At 68.7% G+C, this 20,648-nt stretch carries 23 protein-coding genes; 5 read left to right on the top strand and 18 right to left on the bottom strand.

Features of this window, described 5'->3' with window-relative positions; genetic code table 11:
* The 3 genes from ACIPSE_RS45550 to ACIPSE_RS45540 form a co-directional block, all read left to right on the top strand.
* Positions 1-2,357: tetratricopeptide repeat protein (locus ACIPSE_RS45550; protein WP_401675767.1), on the top strand; the 2,357-nt coding region annotated here is incomplete at its 5' end.
* The gene (locus ACIPSE_RS45545) at positions 2,357-2,731 is read left to right on the top strand and encodes a hypothetical protein (RefSeq protein ID WP_401675765.1); all 375 of its coding nucleotides are present in this window, start codon (positions 2,357-2,359) and stop codon (positions 2,729-2,731) included. The genes ACIPSE_RS45550 and ACIPSE_RS45545, both read left to right, overlap by 1 nt.
* 784 nt (positions 2,732-3,515) lie before the next feature.
* The gene (locus ACIPSE_RS45540; protein ID WP_401675763.1) at positions 3,516-4,193 is read left to right on the top strand and encodes an HNH endonuclease family protein; all 678 of its coding nucleotides are present in this window, start codon (positions 3,516-3,518) and stop codon (positions 4,191-4,193) included.
* Positions 4,194-4,444: 251 nt separating this feature from the next.
* Here the strand turns inward: ACIPSE_RS45540 and mobF are convergent, their stop codons facing one another.
* The 10 genes from mobF to ACIPSE_RS45490 all read right to left on the bottom strand — a co-directional run bounded on the left by mobF (position 4,445) and on the right by ACIPSE_RS45490 (position 14,876).
* On the bottom strand, positions 4,445-6,406 hold the full coding sequence (gene mobF, locus ACIPSE_RS45535; protein WP_401675761.1) for a MobF family relaxase: 1,962 nt from the start codon (positions 6,404-6,406) through the stop codon (positions 4,445-4,447).
* A gap of 303 nt (positions 6,407-6,709) precedes the next feature.
* Positions 6,710-7,195 carry a hypothetical protein gene (locus ACIPSE_RS45530; RefSeq protein WP_401675759.1) on the bottom strand — a complete coding sequence of 162 codons (486 nt, stop codon included), beginning with the start codon at positions 7,193-7,195 and terminating at the stop codon, positions 6,710-6,712.
* 158 nt (positions 7,196-7,353) lie between these two features.
* Entirely contained in the window at positions 7,354-8,451 is a 1,098-nt protein-coding gene (locus ACIPSE_RS45525; protein ID WP_401675757.1) for a ParB/RepB/Spo0J family partition protein, read from the bottom strand.
* Entirely contained in the window at positions 8,448-9,731 is a 1,284-nt protein-coding gene (locus tag ACIPSE_RS45520) for a ParA family protein (RefSeq protein ID WP_401675755.1), read from the bottom strand. The genes ACIPSE_RS45525 and ACIPSE_RS45520 overlap by 4 nt, the downstream gene beginning before the upstream one ends.
* Positions 9,732-10,402: 671 nt before the next feature.
* Positions 10,403-10,792, bottom strand: coding sequence for a hypothetical protein (locus ACIPSE_RS45515; protein WP_401675753.1), 390 nt, complete (start codon positions 10,790-10,792; stop codon positions 10,403-10,405).
* 157 nt (positions 10,793-10,949) lie between these two features.
* A complete protein-coding gene (locus tag ACIPSE_RS45510; RefSeq protein WP_401675751.1) occupies positions 10,950-11,834 on the bottom strand; it encodes a DUF5131 family protein in 885 nt (294 codons plus the stop codon).
* Positions 11,827-12,201, bottom strand: coding sequence for a hypothetical protein (locus ACIPSE_RS45505; RefSeq protein ID WP_401675750.1), 375 nt, complete (start codon positions 12,199-12,201; stop codon positions 11,827-11,829). Before ACIPSE_RS45505 ends, ACIPSE_RS45510 begins: the two co-directional genes overlap by 8 nt.
* A gap of 70 nt (positions 12,202-12,271) precedes the next feature.
* On the bottom strand, positions 12,272-13,006 hold the full coding sequence (locus ACIPSE_RS45500; protein ID WP_401675748.1) for a hypothetical protein: 735 nt from the start codon (positions 13,004-13,006) through the stop codon (positions 12,272-12,274).
* Between the two features lie 124 nt (positions 13,007-13,130).
* Complete coding sequence (locus tag ACIPSE_RS45495) at positions 13,131-14,360, bottom strand: N-6 DNA methylase (protein ID WP_401675746.1); 1,230 nt, start codon at positions 14,358-14,360, stop codon at positions 13,131-13,133.
* A 189-nt stretch (positions 14,361-14,549) separates the two neighbouring features.
* Entirely contained in the window at positions 14,550-14,876 is a 327-nt protein-coding gene (locus ACIPSE_RS45490; protein ID WP_401675771.1) for a hypothetical protein, read from the bottom strand.
* Between ACIPSE_RS45490 and ACIPSE_RS45485 the strand changes: the two genes are divergently transcribed.
* Positions 14,845-15,660 (top strand): tetratricopeptide repeat protein, encoded by an 816-nt coding sequence (locus ACIPSE_RS45485; RefSeq protein WP_401675745.1) that lies wholly within the window; start codon positions 14,845-14,847, stop codon positions 15,658-15,660. The two genes, ACIPSE_RS45490 and ACIPSE_RS45485, sit on opposite strands and share 32 nt — an antisense overlap.
* Before the next feature lie 833 nt (positions 15,661-16,493).
* A protein-coding gene (locus ACIPSE_RS45480; protein WP_401675769.1) for an IS5 family transposase occupies positions 16,494-17,302 on the top strand; the annotation gives its coding sequence in 2 pieces (ribosomal slippage) (positions 16,494-16,772 and positions 16,775-17,302; 807 coding nt in all).
* A gap of 60 nt (positions 17,303-17,362) precedes the next feature.
* Here the strand turns inward: ACIPSE_RS45480 and ACIPSE_RS45475 are convergent.
* The 8 genes from ACIPSE_RS45475 to ACIPSE_RS45440 form a co-directional block, all read right to left on the bottom strand.
* Positions 17,363-17,599: a hypothetical protein gene (locus tag ACIPSE_RS45475; RefSeq protein WP_401675743.1), complete on the bottom strand. Its 237-nt coding sequence runs from the start codon at positions 17,597-17,599 to the stop codon at positions 17,363-17,365.
* A gap of 82 nt (positions 17,600-17,681) precedes the next feature.
* Positions 17,682-17,858 carry a hypothetical protein gene (locus tag ACIPSE_RS45470; RefSeq protein WP_401675741.1) on the bottom strand — a complete coding sequence of 59 codons (177 nt, stop codon included), beginning with the start codon at positions 17,856-17,858 and terminating at the stop codon, positions 17,682-17,684.
* Entirely contained in the window at positions 17,855-18,325 is a 471-nt protein-coding gene (locus ACIPSE_RS45465; protein WP_401675739.1) for a hypothetical protein, read from the bottom strand. Before ACIPSE_RS45465 ends, ACIPSE_RS45470 begins: the two co-directional genes overlap by 4 nt.
* Positions 18,325-19,206, bottom strand: a complete 882-nt coding sequence (locus ACIPSE_RS45460; protein WP_401675737.1) for a histone-like nucleoid-structuring protein Lsr2 — start codon at positions 19,204-19,206, stop codon at positions 18,325-18,327. Before ACIPSE_RS45460 ends, ACIPSE_RS45465 begins: the two co-directional genes overlap by 1 nt.
* Positions 19,203-19,373: a hypothetical protein gene (locus ACIPSE_RS45455; protein WP_401675735.1), complete on the bottom strand. Its 171-nt coding sequence runs from the start codon at positions 19,371-19,373 to the stop codon at positions 19,203-19,205. Before ACIPSE_RS45455 ends, ACIPSE_RS45460 begins: the two co-directional genes overlap by 4 nt.
* Before the next feature lie 20 nt (positions 19,374-19,393).
* A complete protein-coding gene (locus ACIPSE_RS45450) occupies positions 19,394-19,678 on the bottom strand; it encodes a hypothetical protein (RefSeq protein WP_401675733.1) in 285 nt (94 codons plus the stop codon).
* Positions 19,675-20,205, bottom strand: a complete 531-nt coding sequence (locus tag ACIPSE_RS45445; protein ID WP_401675731.1) for a hypothetical protein — start codon at positions 20,203-20,205, stop codon at positions 19,675-19,677. Before ACIPSE_RS45445 ends, ACIPSE_RS45450 begins: the two co-directional genes overlap by 4 nt.
* Positions 20,206-20,297: 92 nt before the next feature.
* A complete protein-coding gene (locus ACIPSE_RS45440) occupies positions 20,298-20,594 on the bottom strand; it encodes a hypothetical protein (RefSeq protein WP_401675729.1) in 297 nt (98 codons plus the stop codon).
* Positions 20,595-20,648 lie beyond the last annotated feature (54 nt).

Raw genomic sequence — 20,648 nt, 5'->3', positions numbered from 1 at the left:
CCCACCAGGCACTGCTGCGGGCCTGCACCCTGTTCACCCTCCCCGTCCCCCACCCCGTCATCGACACCCTCGCCGACGCCGTCGGCGGATCAGCCGCCCGCCTGCGCGGCCTCGGCCTCCTCGACACCTTCCCCGACCCACACCACCCCCGCACCCCGGCCCTGGCCGTCAACGCACTCACCGCCGGACGCCTCACCCCCCTCACCCCCGGCGAACACACCACCCTCGCCGGCCTGGCCGTCGAAGCGCTGTATACAGCCTGGGGCGGCCCCACACCCCAACCCCACCGCAGCCAGGACATGGACCTCCAGCTGACCCGGCTCGCCCTGACCGCCGACCACCCGGACATCACCGCCCACTGCGCCACCGCCGCCGTGGACGCCCTGCGGGAAGGACCCGCCGCCACCGCCGCTGCACTCGGCCAGCAGGCGATCGCCCTCCTCGACCAACACCACCACACAGTCCCCCTCACCCTGCTGAGGGTTGTCGCCGCCGCGGCCGCCACCAGCGGCGACGGCAACCACGCCGACACCCTCCTCCACCGCGCCATCCAGCAGAGCGGGACCAGCGACCAGCACACCGACCCCGCCGACCACGCCGCACTCCTCTACGACCACGCCAACCGCCTCATCACCCGCGGCGATCTCGGCCAAGCCGAGAACCTGCTCCACCAAGCCCTCCAACAGTTCACCAACACCGGCGACACCCGCTCCACCGCCATCACCTGGGGAAAAATCGCCGACATCCACCAGCAGCGGGGCAACCTCGACGAAGCACTCCGCATCCACCGCGAAGTCGAACTGCCCACATACCAACGCATCGGCGACACCCGCGAGACGGCCATCACCTGGAGCCAAATCGCCGACATCCACCACCAACGCGGCGACACCGACGAAGCACTCCGCATCCACCGCGACGTCGCCCTGCCCACATACCAACGCATCGGCGACACCCGCTCCACCGCCATCACCTGGGGAAAAATCGCCGACATCCACCACCAACGCGGCGACACCGACGAAGCACTCCGCATCCGCCGCGAAGTCGAACTGCCCACATACCAACGCATCGGCGACACCCGCTCCACCGCCATCACCTGGAGCCAAATCGCCGACATCCTCCAGCAGCACGGCGACACCGACGAAGCACTCCGCATCCGCCGCGACGTCGCCCTGCCCACATACCAACGCATCGGCGACACACGCGAGACGGCCATCACCTGGGGAAAAATCGCCGACATCCACCACCAACGCGGCGACACCGACGAAGCACTCCGCATCCACCGCGAAGTAACCCTGCCCACATACCAACGCATCGGCGACACCCGCTCCACCGCCATCACCTGGGGAAAAATCGCCGACATCCTCCAGCGGCGCGGCGACACCGACGAAGCACTCCGCATCCACCGCGAAGTCGAACTGCCCACATACCAACGCATCGGCGACATCCGCTCGATCGCAGTCACCTGGGGAAAAGTCGCCGACATCCTCCAGCAGCGCGGCGACACCGACGAAGCACTCCGCATCCGCCGCGAAGTCGAACTGCCCACATACCAACGCATCGGCGACACCCGCTCCACCGCCATCACCTGGGGCCAAATCGCCGACATCCTCCAGCAGCACGGCGACGTCGACGAAGCACTCCGCATCCGCCGCGAAGTCGAACTGCCCACATACCAACGCATCGGCGACACCCGCTCGATCGCAGTCACCTGGGGAAAAATCGCCGACATCCACCACCAACGCGGCGACACCGACGAAGCACTCCGCATCCACCGCGACGTCGCCCTGCCCACATACCAACGCATCGGCGACACCCGCTCCACCGCCATCACCTGGGGAAAAATCGCCGACATCCACCACCAACGCGGCGACACCGACGAAGCACTCCGCATCCACCGCGACGTCGCCCTGCCCACATACCAACGCATCGGCGACACCCGCTCCACCGCCATCACCTGGGGAAGAATCGCCGACATCCTCCAGCAGCGCGGCGACACCGACGAAGCACTCGAACTGCAGCTCAAGCGCTTGGAAGTCAATGAGCGGCTCGGGGACGTGGACGGTATAGCGGCAACCAACTGGGAACTTGCACACTTCGATTTGAGGCGCGAGGACTTCGACGCGGCGACGCCGAGGCTGGTCACCTCGTTTCAGCTCTTTCTGAAGCTACAACGGCCCGATGGCATCGCGGTCGTCGGGGCTGCCTTGGGGCAACTTCTCTTGGTTGCAGGCGACCGCAGACAGGCGCGACAGGTCTTTGAGGCGAGCCGAGCCGCTGCCCTCAAGATCAGTCTCGCGAGCTTTGTTGAACAGCTCGATGAGCTGTTGAAAGCCACTGACGAGGAGACTGAGGATTGATGATCATCGAGTTTGCCGGAGCGGGCATCGAAGCCGCCGAGAAGAGCCTCACCACGCTGACCGGGAGCTGGGGCTACCCTCCCGAGCCCCTACCGCCGGCGGAGCCGGCCGGCGGCCGGGACGACAAGGGCGTCGATCCCGTCGCGGTCGCCTCCCTGATCGTGTCCGTCCCCTCAGCCATGCTCGCCGTTGCGGACATCACCGACCGGATCCTCAAACGACGCCGCGCCGGCGAACTCATCGAACACGCCCGACAACTCAACGCGCAGCAGACCACGGTCCGCCTCGTACACGAAGACCGCACCATCGACCTCGCCACCCTCACCCCCGACCAACTCCTCGACCTCATCGCCAACCAGGACCCCACCACCTGACCCCGCCCTGGATGGTGTTCACAGGCCGCCCGGCAGCATGATCGACACCGTGCGGACGGAGCGGCCGCCTCCTGCGCACCCGCCCCGTCGTCTCCCTCTCCCAGGACGCGGACCCACTCCTCACCTCCGCCTACGGCACCCTCGCGAAGACCCTGGATGCGCTGCGGGCCCACGACACGGAGACGATCGAGGCCCTGGCCGCTCCGCAGCGCGCTTCCCGCCCGGCTGCCGACCGGGACGGCCGGGACGGCGACGGGGATGTCGACGGCCAGGAGCAGGCCGTCGTCCCGGTCGACGCCGCCGCGGCCGGCGTCCTGCGCTTCGCCCCGCACCGAGACCCGCCGCGCTCCCTCAGATCGTCCGCCTGCGCGTCATCGACCTCGAGGCCCCCTACTGGAGGCACGGCATCGAAGCGGCCAGCCGCAGGCTCCGCACGACGGGCGAGAGCGAGCTGCGCATGCCGTGCACCTGCGTCACCCCAAGAACAAGGGCGCCGCCGGCGCCCACCCGCTCGCCGCCTTCACTCCAACTCCGGTGCGGGAAGGGCCTTCTGTCGCGTACCCCTCGCACTGCCCGGTCGAACGTGGCTGACAGCCACACAAGATCCGAGAAAGGGCCAATTCACCTCCAGGAGCGTGGGCACAGACGGTGAGGGCTCCTCGCCGATCTGACTAACCGCCCGTGCAGGTGACATGACAGCCGATCACCCCCGCCGCGGACGCCCAGCTCGCTACGAAGATCACGAAGCCTTCTTCGCCGACCTTCCGAAAGCGAGCACCCTCTCGTGCCCTCCCCCACCGTCTGGCGCTCCGCGGCCGGCGTCGCCTGCACACTCGCAGCCCTGCTCGCCCCCACCGCCTCCGCGCACGCCGCCGCCGGGCCCGGCGACCACGTCGTCCTGCCCGTCCGAGACGCGCTCGCCGCGCTGCCCCTCGCGCGGGAGGACCGCACCGGGTACGAGCGCGCCAGGTTCCGGCACTGGATCGACGCCGACAAGGACGGTTGCTCCACCCGGGCCGAAGTCCTCAAGGCCGAGGCGCTGCTCGCTCCGGAGCAAGGCGCCCGGTGCGCGCTCACCGGGGGCCGGTGGTACTCCCCCTACGACGACCGCTACTTCGACGCCGCGGGTGGGCTCGACATCGACCACCTGGTCCCCCTCGCCGAAGCGTGGGACTCCGGTGCCTCGGCCTGGACCTCCCTTGAGCGGCAGGCGTACGCCAACGACCTGGACGACGCACGCGCCCTGATCGCCGTCTCTGCGGCATCCAACCGCAGCAAAGCCGACCAGGACCCCGCCACCTGGATGCCCCCGTCCGCCGGCTACACGTGCACCTACGCCACCGACTGGATCACCATCAAAACCCGCTGGAACCTCGCCATCGACCCAGCCGAACAGACCACCCTCACCAGCGTGCTCGCCCACTGCCCCAACACCCCGGTCGACGTCACCCTCGCCCACTGAAAGCAGGGCGCCGCCCCACCGGCTTCGGTGGGGCGGCGCGGGGGTTCCGTCCTGCTGCGGAGGATTGCCGACGCGCCACACATCGGCCAGCAGACGAGACAGCTCTAGACGGTCAGGGCGTGGAGGAAGACTGCGATCAGGAACCCGGTGGCGAGAACCAGGAGCGCCACCGCAACCTCCGGACCGCTGCCTGGCGAAGGACTCGGCTTCAAGCGGAGCCGGACATCGTCGGTGCGCTCCATCGGGTCCGCTCAGTGGCCGGTCTCCCGGCCGCGGTGCGGTCCGGGCTCCTGCGGGCGGTGCGCCTGTTGGCCGTCCTGGCGCTCCGGGCGCACGGCGTCGGCGTCGTGCTGGCCGGTGTGGCGGCTGGTGCGGACGCGGGAGTCGTCGGCCGCCTTGATGAACGCGTCCTGGAGGCGGCGCAGCCGGTCGGCTGTGAGGTCGAGGGCTTCCACGTCCGTGCGGGACTCCCGCAGGGCCCGCAGCGCCGTCATGGCGATCGCATCCTGGTGTCCGGCTCCCGGTTCCTGGTCGTCGTGCTCGGCATCGGCGGCCGGGCGGGCGAGCAACTGCTCGGGCATCGCCGCCTGCTGGTGGGCGACGACGTCGTACGCCCGGCCCCGCACGGTGGTGGTGCGCAGCTTCTCCCGCAGCACCGCACCGGCCAGGACGGCCCGCTCATACTGCAGCGGGATGCGGGGTATCCCCCACTCCCCCGCGTCCTGGCCGAGAGGCCGGGACACGGCCAGCTCGCCCGGATCGGCCGGAGGTTGGCGGTCCGGGCCCGACGCGGAAGCGGGCGGGCAGCGCCGGGCGGGGAGGCAGGACAGGTCCCACCGGACGGTGTAGAGGCGGTAGCCGGACTCCAGGCCGCGTACGGTCTTCGGCTCGCTGATGTCCAGGCAGTGGGTGGAGATGGCGGCGGCCACGATGCGGTCGTCCAGTCCGGGGTCGCGGCGCCGGCCGCGCAGGACGAGGGCGAGGTGGCGGCGGGCTTCGGCGAGCAGGTGCCGGCGGTGGAAGCAGCCGCCGCCGTTCATCACGAACACCGTCGCGGTGACGTCGACGGCCGCCAGGGCGACATCGACCACTGCAGTAACCCGGGCCCGGATCGCCGCGGCCGCGGCACGGGCGTGCTCGAGGAGGGAGGTGATGATGTCGGCGGCGACCCCGGAGGTGAGGATCGCGCTCGCCTTCCACCACGCGCGCAGCTGCGCGAGCGGCCGGGCCGACTGCTTGGGCGGGCGGGTCCTGCGGGCGGCCATGGCGTTCAGCTTGGCGCGGGCCCGCTCGGAGACCACGGGCAGGAACCGCGGCCCGCCGTCGTCATCGACGGCGGTGACGTACTCGTGCTCCAACACGGCCAGGCAGGCGGCAATCTGGTCGCTGCGCCGGGACGTCCAGCGGATCAGCTCGTGCGGCACCCCGGCGATCTCCATCACCGGCCGGCGCCCCGGGGTGACGGTGCGCGGCTCGGTCGCCAGCCCCAGCGCCCCGCAGACCTCCGCGGCCACGACCTCGTTGTAGAGCGCGGAGGCCGCCACGGTGTTCTCGTGCAGGGCCAGGGTGTGGATCGAGCCCCACTGCCCGTCCAGGCGCTGCCCCTTCACCGACAGAAGCACATGGTCATGGAGCAGCGGCATCCCCGACCGTGCCTCGTAGTGGCGGAAGCGCGCGGCGACCAGACCGCCGGGCGGCCGCACCCGGTAGATGCCGTCCTTGCCGTACCGGATCACCGCCACCTCGTCCTCGATCCACTCCAGCACCCGCTCAATCGCCCGCTCGTGCGCGGCCTCGATCACCCGCCCGGTCTCCTCCTCCCCCAACGCCCACAGAAGGTAGATCGACGGCTGCGGCCGGAACACGAAGTCGACCCCCGTGACCATCACCCGGCGCCCGAGCGCACCGGCCTTGAACGCCTTCGTCGGGGAATCGCCCTGGGCGAGCCGGTCGGCCTCGATCTGGTCCGCGTCCGGGTGCCGACCCCGCTCGCCGAACAGGTTCCGCAACTGCGCCTCGGTGACCTCCTCGCCGGGTGCCAGTCCGAGCACGGCCAGACCGCGGCCCACCCATCGCCCCACCGGGACACCGGCTCGCTTCTGGGCAGCGCGCAACGGCGTGCGGGCCGGGCGGCGGCCGTCACCGACAACGGTCTCGCGCAGGTAATAGCCGTACATCCGACCGGCCCGGATCACCCTGATATCCACTGTCATGCAGACCACGCCACACGACTCTGACCTGCAAGAAGGGCCGATCGGCGGGGCGTCCCACCAGACGGGAGCAGCGGCCGAACCTTCTTCTCGGGCGCCCGTCAGACGGGAGGCGACCCCGAGCCGGAAGCAAATGTCATCGCTCTCCGGCAGCCCTCACATCACGACCCGGACGACACCAGCCAGCACTAGCGAGGCCACCAGGCAACTGCTGTGAGGCCCATACCCGTCCGGCCCTACGCGCGCTCACGTCACGGTGGACCACCACCGCTCCCAAAGTCCTTACCCGGTGCACAGGGTCCGGGTTCAGGGCGCCGGATAGGGACGCGGATGCCCGCGGCGAACAAAGTCGGCTGCGGACGCGGCAACAAATCTCAAGGCTTCGTCGCGACCGTGAGCCCGCAGGAGCATGACGGCCACGAGCACAGTGAGCGCGTGGATCTGGGCGTCCAGGGGAAACTCGTCCAGTCCTCCCGCGATCAGCCCGGTGCCCGCGGCTACGGCCCTGCGCACCGCGGTGGTCATCATGAACTCGCACTCCAGCGGAGCCAGCGCCGCGACCTGGTCCAGGAGCGAGGCAGACATCGACGGCTCCCCCAGGTCCTCGAAGAGGATGTCGTGGTCCACGATCTGCCAGCCGAGCGTGTGCGTCAGCTGCTCAACGTTCAGGCCCTCCAGACCGGCCAGGACTCGGACGGGGTCCTCTGAGAGGTAGGCCTGCAGCAGGTCTGTGGCGCGCCACATTCCCTCTGCCAAGGCCGTCTCGTCGTCTGCCGACTTCGTTGTTGCCATACGTCTTCTAGCGGCTCGCACGCGTTGCCTGAGGCAAGTTCCGTTCAGCCGGGCCCGGTTGAACGAAAGCTCTGCGGGTCTCGAGGTCGGCTGGAAGCATGACAGCGGCCCTGCTCCAGCTCCTCTGGGCGCAGGGCCGTATGCGTGTTGTCGGGAAGTCAGTCAGCTTGAGTGGCTGACGCATCTGTGCTGAACGACTGCAAGATCTTCCTGAACTCCTCAGGATTTCGTTCGTGCGCCATCCCGTTCAGGAGCTGCAGCATCTCGAAGAAGTGGGGTTCTTCCATCTTGCGTGCGAGGTGCATGGCGATGAAGGTCGGCTGGTCGTACGGCAGCTTTGACGGTTGTCCTGGAGCGTCCGCGGTTTGGTCGGCTCCGGTCGGTGCGTCGTCGTGTGAGCGTGGTTCGGGGACTGACTGCTCGGTCTCGGCTGCCTCGTGATTATCACGGCGTGATAGTTGGTCCGTCGGCTCGGCCGTGGACGGTGCCGCTTCGTGATTATCACGGCGTGATAGTTGGTCTGCCGGTGGCTTCTGCTTGGCCTTGCGGCGGGCCGTCTCTGCCCGCTCGTCTGCCTTCTCCTTCTGTTCATCGGCTGACAGCTTGCCGAGGTTGCGGACGTGTTCCTCCGCTCGGGCGCCGGTCATCAGGTCCTTCTGAAGTTCGGGTGAGAGCTTCAGAAGTGACAGTTTGCTGGAGATGGTGGCCTGAGGGATTCCGAGTCGTTTGGCGGCCTTCGTCTGGGAGCCGTAGTAGTCGACCAGCTGCTGAAGGGCATGGGCTTCCTCCAGCGGTGTCATGTCATCGCGGTGGTAGTTCGCAATGAAGGCGGCCTCGAGGAGAGTCTCGTCTGTGCTGACGCGGGCGTCGTCGACTCTCACCGGGATTGTGGCGAGGCCGGCGCGTCGGGCCGCTTCGAGGCGGCGGTGGCCGTCGATGAGGACGTAGTGGGTGCCGTCGTCCAGGTCGTCGGCCCGATGGGGCCGGTCGCGCAGGTAGGCCTCGATAGTGGATACGACGATAGGGAGGATGACGCCGACTTCGCGCACGGAGGCAGTGGTCTCGTCCAGGCTGCGGAGGTGGTTGCGCGGGTTGTCGGGGTTGTCGCTGATCCGGGTGACGGGCAGGTCGGTGATTGCCGCTGTGGACGCGTCGCCGCCGCCGATGGTGTCATCGATGACTGTGCGGCGAGAGCTGCGGGCAGTTGATGCCGCACCGAATGCGCTGCCGCTGCCGAGACGGTCGGCCTTGCTCACTTCGCTGCCCCCATCGCGATCAGCCTCATGGTGTTGGCCTGCTTGCTGGCCGGTGCGTACGACAGGAGCGGCTGCTTCATGCGGACCGCTTCACGCTGTTCCTTCAGGTCGTCCAGGACCGCCAGGACTTGCTGGTCGGCGAGGCTGCCCCACTGTTCCAGGGAAGAGGTGGCGACGTAGCCGCGCCGGGAGTCGTACTGGTTGACGACCAGACCGAGGTAGTCGATGTCCAGCACGAGGTCCTTGCGGAGGTCCTCGATCTGCTCGACGAGCATGTTGTAGGCGGTCGCTGACGAGTCCTCGGCTTGCACGGGAATCAGGACGCCGGAGCGGCCAGGCCTCTCGTTGCGGCGTCGGCGTGCGTAGTAGAGGCCGGCGTCCATGGACAGCCCCAGGCTGGGCGGGCAGTCGATGATGACGACGTCGTAGTCGCTCTCGATGGGGCGCAGGGCCCGCTCCAGGGCGATTTCCTTTTGGAATCCGCGTGACTGGGCGGCGGTGAGAGCGAGTTTGGAGTCGAGGACGAATCCGTCGAACGCGCCGGGCAGCACGTGCAGGCGGCGCTCGAAGCGGGGATCGTCGATGGTCACGATGAGGTCCCGCAGGTCTCCGTCTGATTCGCCGACCATGTGGCGGGCGAGGCTCTCGCCGCCCGGGCGGATCTGGGGGATGCCGAGCTGGTCGCTGAGGTGGCTTTGCGGGTCGTAGTCGACGACCAGGACACGGCGGCCGCCGACGGTGAGTTCCGCCAGCATGTCCAGCAGTTGGGTCTTGGACTTGCCCATCCGCTTCAGGTCGCTGTATGCGAGCGACTCGACGAACTGGGAGAGCGCTTGGTGTCCGGCTTCAGGGTCTTCGGCATAGGCCTCTCCGAGCCCGAGGGACACAGAAGTCTTGCCGACACCGCCCTTCTGATTCGCGACGACGATCCGCTGGGGGTCGGTGGGGCGGGCAGCGTCCTTGGGCGACGGGTGTTCCCGGAGCCACTCGCTGATGCTCTGCGCCAGACCTTGGGTGTAGGAGACGCCGCGGCTGCCGCACGTCTCCCTGAAGTCGTCGTACAGGCCGGGAGGAAGCCACGGAGAGAAGGACTTGGCGCCCGCTGTGTCGATGTCAGGGAATGGGCCGGTGCTGGAGCGCCAGGCGATGATGGCTGCTTCGACAGCGTCCTGGATGTCCAGGACGAGTTCGGCACACCGGATCTTCAGTTCTCGCTGGAGCGCCGGGGGAAGCTTGGACGCCACCTTTTCCCGGTCTCCGTCAGGGTATGGAGAGGCCATGACGTCACCTTACTGACTCATGATGTGTCTGTGGCATCCGGTTCACTATGTCTGATGCCGTTTCACCCGGCTGGGCTCCTGCCAACTATCACGCCGTGATAGTTGGCGTAGGTGACGAGCATCGGACCTGTCGGCTGACAGTCCGGTGTCTCGTCGAGGTCGTGTGCTGGTCTCTCATCCGGCACTTCGCCTATCGCAGCCTCAGTCGGCAGGATCCTCTTCCGCACTCGGTTCAGGGCGGCTCACGACTGTTCCCGTGATGATTCGGCCTGGGGCCGCGATCTCCCCTGGAGGCATCTACGGCACACGAACTATCACGACGTGATAATTCGCCAGGCGCTGGTCCTCGTTGGCCCCGGAACGCAAAAAGGCCCGGCTCCCTCGCAGTTGATTGCGGGGGAGCCGGGCCTTGGGGCTGTCAGGCCGCCCAGGTCACGGGCGCGTCCGTGTCGGGGTCGGGGATGCTGACGGCGGTGGGTGCCGCAGCGGGGTGTCGCATGACGGTGCCGGGGAGAGCGCCGGGGGCAGTGGGTGATGCCCAGCATGCGCCAGGTGTCACCCCACTCGCATCCGCAGCCGTCCAGGTGCGGATGCCGTAAGAACTGGCCATGGGTAAGGAGAGAGAGCCACGCCCGCTTGCTGGCGGTCGCGGCGCTCCGGGGTGGTGGCTGTTAGGTGGTGGCGCCGGCGGGGGTGTGCGCGGTGGAGGCCAGGAGGACTGCCAAGGTGCGTGGCTGGTCGGTGGCTTCGAGGGTCCAGATTCGGATGGGTGTCTGGTCGACTGTGATGTCGATGAACGTCAGCCGCCACCACATCCAGTCGGGTAGGCCGTCCTCCTGGCGGGGGTTGTCGTTGCCGTAGGCGCTGGCGCCTGTGCTGCGGGCAGTGGTGTGCAGGGCGAGTGCCCAGGCTTGTAGGGCGGGCAGGCCGGCGACTTGGATCAGGGCGGTGAGTCCGAGGCCGGGGACATCGGTGACGTCGATCGACTCGGCGGAGAGGTCGGGGTGCGCGGCGAGCAGGGCGTTGGCCGCGGTTGAAGGGCTTGAGTCGGTGATGGTCATGGGTGAGTTCCTGAGGTGAGGGCTGTCGGTCGGAGTGCTGCGGACCAGGTCCCGGAGCGCTCTTCGGCGCTGGAGGTGCCGGTACATAGGGGCTGTCGTGCTGCGTGGCCCGGCTCGGCTGGCCGGGCCACGGAAGCTCGGCTGTGGAGGCGGCAGGTCAGGCTCCAGCCGCCTCGGTTGCGGCTGTGGTCGGGTACTGGCTCCAGGTGCGGCCGTCCAGGAGGCGCCCGCCGGCTTTCGGGGTGGGGCCGCCCACCTGTTTGAAGAACAGGGCCACCCGGCGATCGGTACACAGGTCCCGGATGTCACGCACCCACGCCAGGTCCAACGGCCGGTGCTGCGGGCCGCTTTCGCCGCCGACGATCACCCAGTCGATCGCTGTCAGGTCCAGGGATGGCACCGGCCCTAGCATCGGCTCCAGGGACAGGAACCGGATGGCGGCCGGGGTGCGCCGCAGCTCAACAGCGCGTCGGCAGTACTCGTCGGATTCGATGGACGTGCCGATCCAGACGTTGGGCAGTGGCCACGGGCTCAGGGCGTTCCAGTGCGCGGCTCGCTGGCGCACGCCTGAGCGCACGAGCCGGGGCAGCGGAACGGTGTCGTCGGAGGACAACCGCTCCATCTCCGCCCAGACCATGTCCACGAACTTCTGCGACTCCAGCAGGCGGCGCAGGTGTCGTGGCCTCTTGGTGAGCACCTGGAACTGGTGCTGCTGCGCCAGTGCCATCGTCGCGAAGATCCTGGCCGTGAACGCTTCGGGGACCCGGGCGTGCCCGATGTCGCTCATGGAGTTCACGAACACCTTGCGCGGCCGGCGCCACCGCAGCGGCTCGAGCAGGGCGTCCTCGTGCATGGTGAGTGCGAACCCGGGGCCGCTGGTCCGGGGATCACCGTCGCGCTGGTACTTGGGCTGCCCCATGGCTTTCAGCCGCTTCGCCAGGTTCAGCGCGTAGCAGTGGGTGCATCCCGGTGAGATCCGGTCGCAGCCCGTTGTGGGGTTCCAGGTGGCCTCGGTCCACTCGATCGATGTGCTGTCAGCCATGGCTGTCGCCGTCGTCTGCGGGGTGGGTGTAGCGGATGGGCTTGCCGAGGCTGCGGGCGTAGTCGATCTCGCGGGCGGTGCTGTCGCCGATGTAGCCGCCGGGGTTGACGACCAGGACCTCGTCGGCGAGGTCGATCTTCCGCAGGTGCAGGGTGTCCAGCATCTGCTTGAGGCGGTCGGCCTGGTCGGGGGAGTTCCACAGGGGGTGGGGCTGCTTGAGGTTGCAGCCGGGGGAGAGGACGATGCGGCCGGCCGCGGTCTGGTACAGGGCGGCGTCGGTGAGTTCGTCCCAGAAGCGGGTCGATCCGCACAGCACGACGATCGTGGGGCGATCGGTTTCGGTGGCGGTGGCGGTCTGTCGGGGCACAGCGGTCCTTTCGTAGGGGAGTGGCGGTGGGGTGGGGCGGCCAGCCTTGGGGTGCGGCCGCTCCGGGGCTTCAGCGGTTGGCGGGGACGCCGGCGTCGTCAGCTGTCGGCTGCGCCGCCTTCGCGTGGGCGGCCTTTGCCTCGAGTTCGCTCTGGCGCTGCTGGAGTTGGTCGATGGCTGTGTCATCGGTGAGGGCGGTGGTGATCAGGTCGCGCTGGTAGTCCATGCCTGCGATCACTCCGCGGTGGTAGCGGCACTGATCCTCCGCTTCGACGCAGGCCGGGCAGTCTTCCCAGTCCATCGGGTCGTACGGTGCGGCCTCCGGGAGGGTCTGCGGGGCGGGGACGAGGCGGGCGCTGCGGGTTTCGTGGCTGAGGGTGAAGAGGTCCTCCTGCCAGGTGGGCGGCAGGTCGCGGAGGTAGGTTGCCAGGGCTTGCGCCAGCTGTGGGTGGTGGTGGTAGAGGGATGCCCAGACGCGGTGGGCGTCGACGGCCGGGTCGGTGGGCGAGCCCAGGCTGTAGGCCTCGCTGGCGTAGGCGCGGGCCTTCTCGCGGCGTACCGGCCAGTTGCTGGTGTCGATCCCGGCGTCGGCGGCCGCGGCCAGGACCTGGCTGTCGTGCAGGGGTTTCGTGCCCGTCAGCCGGGCGGCGAGGTCTTCGGCTGCGCTGGGGTCGCGGCGGGCCAGCGCGGCCAGCGCCTGGTCGGTGAGGAATGCCGTGCGCTGGGTCCAGAAGTCGGCGTTGCTGAACGCGGTGGCCAGCATCCGGGTGCGTAGGCGCGTGAGTTGGGTGGTGTCGACCGTCATGAAGAGGTTCTCCGTCGCGGTGTTGGGATGGCGGGAGCTGGTGGTGCTGCGGGGCGGCCGGAGCGGTGTCGACGGCCGCCCCGCAGGACGGTGGAGCCCTCTGGGTGTAAGCGGGGCGGGATGGTCAGGGCTTTTTCGGGAGAAGGAGGGCATCGAACTGCAGGTGCTTGTCCTCGCGGCTGCCGGAGACGGTCGCGCACATCACCTGGGCCGGCTGGTTGGGGGTGGGCCCGTCGGTCCGTGAGAACAGCGCCGCGCACAGAGGTTGCGCGACCCCGGGGAACAGGCGGGTGTGTACGGGTGGGCGCATTCCCTCCGGTGTCAGGTCGATGATCAGCCCTTGGTCTGCGGCCCGGCGCATCTCGGCTCGCATGCCGAGGAAGGCGTCTCCGGCAAGCCAGGCGGCAGGGGAGAGGAAGGCGACGGCGCCGGTGTGCAGGCGGGTTTCGAAGCAGCGCCACAGTGCCCACCGCCAGAAGTAGACGTAGAGGTTGGACAGCGCGTATTCGAAGCGGCCGTTCCCGGGGTACCGGAATTCGTCCAGGCTGGGGCGCCAGAGTTCGTCTGCTGCCCGGGTTTTCCTGGCGCTGGGTCTGCGGGCCTCGATCCAGGGGGCGGCGCCTTTGGCCTTGTCCTCGTAGGGCGGGTTGCCCACGATCGCCAGCGGGCGGGGGGAGTTGAGGCGTCCGGCCAGGGCCGGGGGGACGTCTCCCGTGAGCGCGTCACCGACGATGATGTTGTTGTCGAGCCAGTCGATCGGCATGAAGCCACCGGTCTCCAGCCAGCACGCCGACTTGGCGAGGTCGACGGCGACGGGGTCGGTGTCGATGCCGTACACGCACGCGCGCATGACGTCGGCCATGACTGCCTGAATGGTGAGCGGGGCGGGGTTGTTGGTGCCGTACAGCAGGGCCGTGTAGGCAGTAGCGAGGATGCGTGCGGCGGCGATGAGGAACACGCCGCTGCCGCATGCCGGATCCAGCACCGACACGTTGAGGACGTCGGCAGGGTCGTCGTCCAGGTGCAGGTCGGTGATGGTGCTCAGGGCCGCCCGGGTCAGGGGATGGGCGATCTGGGGCGGGGTGTACCAGCTTCCGGAGGCGCTGCGCGCGCCGGAAGCGAGTAACTCCTCGCGCAGGGTGCCGAGTTCGCTGGCGCTCCACGCGGCGAGGTCGGGTATGTCGGCGAGCCGTTTCGTGAGCTTGGACGCGGCATCTGCGGTCAGGTTCACCGGCCACGGCTTGTTCAGTCCGCGGGCATCGGCGACCGCGTTGACTACGTGCCTCATCACCTGGCGGTGATCCGCACCGAGGGCTTCGGCGACAATGTCGGCGGTGGCCGCAGAGGCGGTCATCGGGTGGCGTCCGCGGGCTTGGACTTGCCAATGGTGAGCTCGGTGTTCGTCACGAGTCCTCCTGGAATAAGAAGGCCCGGGCGCCGGCCGCGGTGCGGCGGGCGTCCGAGCCTGTCGGCGAGAGTGCGCCGGGCCACTGGAGCCGCACCCGCAGGAATGGGGGCGCCCGAGGGTGCGGGCGGGGGTGGGTCAGTTGCTGGGCTGGGTGACGCGGATCGGCATGACCAGGCCGCGGAAGATGTCGGCCTGCTCGGGGGCGTGCAGCACAACGGGCTTGGTGGCGGTGGTGAAGCCGAACTGGGTGAAGGGCGCGTCGATCTGCTGGAGAGTCCTGAGCAGGAGCCCCGGGTTGAAGGCGGGGGTCAGCGGGTCGCCTTCGAGGTCGGCGTGGACCTGGTCGCGGCTGCGACCCTTGTCGTCGGTTCCGGCGCGCACGGTGATCTGCCCGTCGGTGACATCGAGGAGCATCGGGTCGCCTTCGCCCATGAGCGGCTGGATGTGCTTGATGGCGTCGATCAGGGCGTCGGTGCTGGTGGTGGCGACGCTCTGGACCTCGGTGGGGAACAGGCTGCCGTATTTGGGCAGACGCGCCGTCGAGGAAGCCGCCCGTCACCACCTGGACACCTATGCCTGGCAACTTGCCTGGAGCATGGCCAACCACCTACACAGCCGCGGGCTGTGGCGGGAGAAGGAAGCCGTCCACCGGTCCGCCATGACCGCGGCGCTCCGGCTGGACGACCCGGTCGCGCGCGCCTACGCTCACCGAGGCCTCAGCACCGCCCTGACCGGCCTGGGTGATCTCGGGCCCGCCCGGGAACACGCGGAGCTGGCCGTCGGCCTGTTCAACGCGCTCAGCAACGAGGCCGTACGCGCCGAGGGCTACCGCAGGCTCGGCGAGACAGCGGCGTACTGCGGCGACCTCGACGCCGCGCTGGATGCCGCCAGGCAGGCCCTCGAACTGCTGCGGGTGGCGACCGCCCGCAACGGCAGCGCCCCGCGTGACCGTGCCGCGACGGCCTCCGCGCTCAACTCGGTCGGCTGGCAACTCGCGCAACTCGGCCGTCACGAGGAGGGCCTGGCGCACTGCGAGGAGGCTCTGACCCTCTGCGAAGGGCTGGAGAACCACAACAACCGGGCGGAGATCTGGGACAGCATCGGCTACGCCCTCCACCACCTGGGCCGCTTCGACGAGGCGGTCGACGCCAGCGGCACCCGCTTGGAAACGGCTCGCAACTGGAAACCGATGTCCAACCTGTTCAGACTGCCCGGGGCGAGTACCCGACAACGCTCAAGAGTATGAAGGGCATCAAGCTCAACATCACTAGCTTCAATCGCACTGCCAGCTATCTCATCGAGAGTGATGTGCATCACCGTTGATGCAGGAAGGTTGGCAATTGTCATGCTCAGGATAGGATCTCAAATAGCTGCCCCATCTGAGAGTGTGACTATCGTACGTGATTCAGTCACTCTTTCTCGGTGATATTTGCTGCACAGGTAAGGATCGGCAGGATCTGGCGGCATCTGGGTCAAATCAGAAGCTGCGGTAATTTTATATACCCCATACCAGGAGGATCACTTTGCGTTCGGTGAAGTTTGCGACGGTAGCGCCTTTCGTGTGCGCGGCTATGATCCTTTCCCCTCAATCGGCAAGCGCAGCAGAGGGGGACATAGATATGACATGGAACCTTGGGTATCTGGCTGCGACTGCAACCTTTGAATCGTACGGAGATCTACTAAACGCGTGCGACACTGACGCTGATGGATACGGTGCGTGGGCCGGCTTGTATGACCACTCCACTGACGCATTCATTAAATCCGTCTTTGCGGGAGGTTCAGGGAATTGCAATACCAATTCTGCAAATGTACAGGAAGGGAGGGTTGTTTATATTAAGCTTTGCCTGAGGAAGAATGACGTTAACTATTCATGCTTGAAGTCGAATTACGGCAACGCATAACCTAAGTTTCAAATTCAGCTGGGTAGTGAAATTGCAGCTTTCGGCCCGTCGATTCGGTCGACGGGCCGTCTTTTCACACTAGGGTCCGTCTTCAAAGATCATCAGGTTGGTGGATCATGGTGGGGTGATGCGTCGCCATGAACTCACCGATCAGTAGTGGGAGTTACTCGCGCCTCTCATACCGCGGGCCGCGACAGGCCAGCCGCGGGTAGAGGACCGGCAGGTCGTCAACGGGATGGTCTACAAGATCCGGACCGGGATCTCCTGGCGTGACCTGCCGGAACGTTACAGCTCATGGCAGACGGCCCACACCCGCTTCCGCCGCTACGCCCTGGACGGCGTGTTCACCCGGGCACTCCAGCAGATCCAGGCCCACGTGGACGCGGCCGGCGACATCGACTGGCTCGTCCAGATCGACTCCACCATCGTCCGCGCTCTCCAGCACGCCGCTGCCACCGGGCGAAAAGGGGGACCCACCGACCGGACGAACCATACGATCACGCCCTCGGCCGATCCCGCGGCGAACTGACCACCAAAATCCATCTTGCCTGCGGCGGCAAAGGGCGCCCGCTCGCCATCCTGCTGACACCCGGCCAACGCCATGACAGCATCTGCGCACGCCCTCTCCTGGAACGGATCCGCGTCCCCCGCACCGGCCCGGGCCGCCCCCGCTGCCGACCCGACCAGGTCATCGCCGACAAGGCCTACAGCTCCCGAGGCTCCCGCGCCTACCGGCGCAAACGAGGCATCTCCTGCACCATCCCGGAAAAGGCCGACCAGCAGCAACACCGCCACAACCGCGGTCGCCGCGGCGGACGTCCACCGGCATTCGACCGGCAGATCTACCGCCGACGCAACGTAGTTGAGCGCTGCTTCAACCGCCTCAAAGGCTTCCGGGGCATCACCACCAGATACGACAAGACCGCCACCTCCTACGAAGCAGCGTTCTCTCTCGCATCATTCCTGCTCTGGGCAAGATCCGTTTGAAAACGGACCCTAGCTGCTGTCATCGAAGCCGACCGCGCGGGGTTTCCCGGGTCTCGGGGGTCAGCGCGCTGTGAGGGCGGCCCGGTGCTCTTGGCGGTGCTTGGTGACCGCGGGTTCGGCGAGCTGCTTGACGTGGTGGGGCTGGGCGATGTCGCCGTGTTCGGAGCAGACGACGGCGAACTGGGTGCGGCCGGGGCATCCGGAGGCGGGGTCGCGAGGTTTCCCTGACGGCTTGACCGCGTGCTCGCAGGTGCTGTTGTCGGCGTGACGGGGTTCGACGCGGATGGTGATGCGCATGGGCGGGGTCTCCTTAGTGCGGACGGGAGAGCGCCGCGCCCGGCTGTGAGGTGGGCGCGGCGCTCGTAGGGGGTGGGGAGGGTCAGAGGGCGTTGGTGACCACGAGGAACTGGTCGCTGTTGAGGTCCATCACGACGCGGGCGGCAACGCCTTGGTCGCGCTGGCTGGCGGCGAACTCTTCCGCCGGCCACGAGCCGCGGGGAGCTCCGGCGGGGAACCGTTCCAGGACGGTGCGCTGTGCGGTGGTGGTGTCCGTCATTCGCCCGTGCCGTTCACGCGCTCGTGGATCTCGATCAGCGTGCCGATCGTGTCGGGGCTTTCCGCCGTGCCGACCCACTGCCCGGCCGCGGTGAAGACGGGGACGGTCTCGATGCCAGCGTCGAACACGACGATGTAGTCGCCGTGCCAGTCCAGGACCATCTCTGGCAGGTCCCGCGCCGGTGCGGGCGCCAGCACCTCCAGGGCCTCGACGAGGAGCCGGTCGGGCCGATCCGGGTCGTCGAACTCGGTGAGGAACCCCGAGACGTGCAGCAGGTCACCGGGGTTGATGTCGGTGAGCAGGGCGTGCGCGATCCTCGGGTCGCTGGTGGTGCAGGACCAGGTCACGTCGTCCTCAAGGTCATCGGTGAGGGAGACGACCAGCTCGAACCGGGCCGTGCCCGGGTCGTTGCCGGGGGAGGGGATGGTGAAGAGGAAACCGTCGATGTCCAGCGCCTTGATGTCCATCAGCTCGCCCCCACCAAGGTGGTGGGGTGGGTGGCGTAGTAGGCGTCGACCACCTGCTTGCGGATCACTCCGGCGTCGGCGACCTGGTGGCCGTTGGCCCGCGCCCAGGTCCGGATCGCGGCCAGCTGCTCCTTGCTGAGCTTGCCGCTCGGGGCCGGGACGGCGAGGACAGCCGGTACGGGCTTACTGGCCTTGACCTGCCGCAACTCCTGCCGGGCGCGGGCGAGTTCGCGCTCTAGCCGACTGACGCGGCCTTCGGCTTCGGTGACGGCCTGTTCGGTGTCGCGGCGTACGGCGAGTTCGGCCAGGGCTGCGCGGGCCTTGGCGGCGAGGGCCTGCACGCTCTTCGCGGTGTGCTGCTCGCCCCAGACCAGGAGCGTCCCGATTCCCGCCTCCGGCGTGGCCTTCATGGTGACGGGCACCTCGATCGTCGGGGAGTCCGCGCCGTTGGCGGGGACGGCAGCCGTCTCCGGGGCGTCGGCGCTGGTCTCCGTGTCCGCGTCGGGGGCGGGCGGTGCGGCGGCCTGGACGGCTTCGGCGAGTTCGGCGTCGGACAGTCCAAGGGTGTCGCGGACCTGCTCGGGGCTGTCGCCGCCGGTGAGCATGTCGACGGCGGCCGCCGCGTAGGCGTTGGCGCTGGGGGCCTGGGTGGTCATGGAATCTCCGGAAGTGGCGGTGTGGGGAAGGAGGGGGAGTAGCGCGGTGAGGGTGGTGGGGTCGGCGGGTGCGCCGATCGCGTCCAGGAGCTCCGCCAGGTCGTGCTTGTCGCCGGCACAGCGTGCAGCGACGCGGGCCGCGGAGGCGAGCTCTTCCAGCGGGGTGAGGTGCAGCGGTCGGGTCTCAGCGGCGAGGGCCTGCTGCCAGTCGAGGTCGGCGGTCATGCGGCCCTCGGCTTCCGCAGCGCGAGGGCCAGGAGCTCACGGTTGCGCCGCCGCTGAGCGGGAGTGAGTGGCCGGGGCCTCGCCCTGCCGTGCCGCCAGTTCGGGTGCGCGGGCGGCTCGGGGTAGGCGAGGGCCTGGTCGACGTCGTGGTGCGGGGTACTGCTCATGGAAGTCCTCCAGGTGGAGGTCAGAAGTGGTCGCCGTCGCCCGTGGCCTTGGGCTTCGGCAGGAGGTCGGAGGCGAACCGCCCGCGGCGGGCCTCGACGGGGTTGGCGGTGATCCAGTCCTCGGCGCACACCTTGTGCACGGGCTCGCCGGAGTGGGAGCGCATGGGTGTGGGCCGGTCGCACAGCGCGCAGGGGAGGTCCTGCCACCGGTCGAAGTGCTGGCTGTCGCGCCAGACAAGGAGTTCGCCGGGAGCCGGGATCAGGCCCGGTTCGAACGGCGGCTGCTTCTTGCGGTGAGTGCTCACGGCTGGAAGGCGGGCAGCTGCTGGAACACCTGCGCCAGCAGGTCCGGCGCCGGCTTCCAGGCCGGAAGCGCGCCCGTGGCGGGCACGGGCAGGGCGAGCTCCTGGACGTCGGCGAGGACCAGGTGGTGCGCGCCGCGCTCGGCCCAGGGGCTGGTGCACTGCACGGGGCCCCGGTCCAGGTGGCAGCCGGTGAGACGGGCGACACCGATGACCGCGCCCCGGTGCAGTTCGCGGCCGCGGATCGCGGTGGCGACCAGCGGGTCGCGCAGCACGGCGGGCTCCGGTTTCGCCTTTCCGGCGTGGAGCAGAACCCAGCCGCGCCACAGCCAGTGGACGGGCCGGTTCTCCGGGCATTTCCCGGCGAGGATGCAGGCCGCCCAGGGCTGGCGGATCGTGATGCCGCGGATCCAGTCACCCTCGGGCAGAGCACCGGCGGCCGGACGCGTGCCAGGTAACGGCGCGAGCCTGGTGGCGAGTTGGGGTGCGCTCTGCCCGTTCGGGGGCTGTCCGCGCAGGACGGAGTCCATACTGAGGATCTCCCTCTCGTCTCGTACGGGTTGGGTTGGGCCCGGGACAGCCGACAAAGCCGCCAAGCACGTGCGGCTGTCCCGGGGCGGAGCTACAGGTCGAAGTCGCTGGCGCGGAGCCAGCTGTGCGGGCTGTTCCAGCGCCCGGCGGTGGCGGAGAGCCAGTCGGGCTCCCAGCCGGGCCGGTAGCCGCGGGCTCCCCAGCCGTCCGGCCGCACGCGGGGGATCTCCAGTCCGGCTTCCTGCGCGGCGCGTGCCGCGTCATAGACCTCGTGCGCGATCCGGACGGCTGACGTGTGGCTGTCGGCGTGCCCGGTGAAGACGTGCACGCCGCGCAGGCCGTCTGTGCTCGTGATGGGGACGTCGACCTCGAAGAAGGGCAGGGGCATGACGTCCAACTCCTTTCGCTGCTCGTGGTTGAGGTGCCACTGCGACCGCCCCGG

This window comes from Streptomyces sp. NPDC090106 (genome assembly GCF_044747265.1).
Taxonomy (GTDB): domain Bacteria; phylum Actinomycetota; class Actinomycetes; order Streptomycetales; family Streptomycetaceae; genus Streptomyces.
This window is presented reverse-complemented; position numbering and strand designations above follow the sequence as displayed.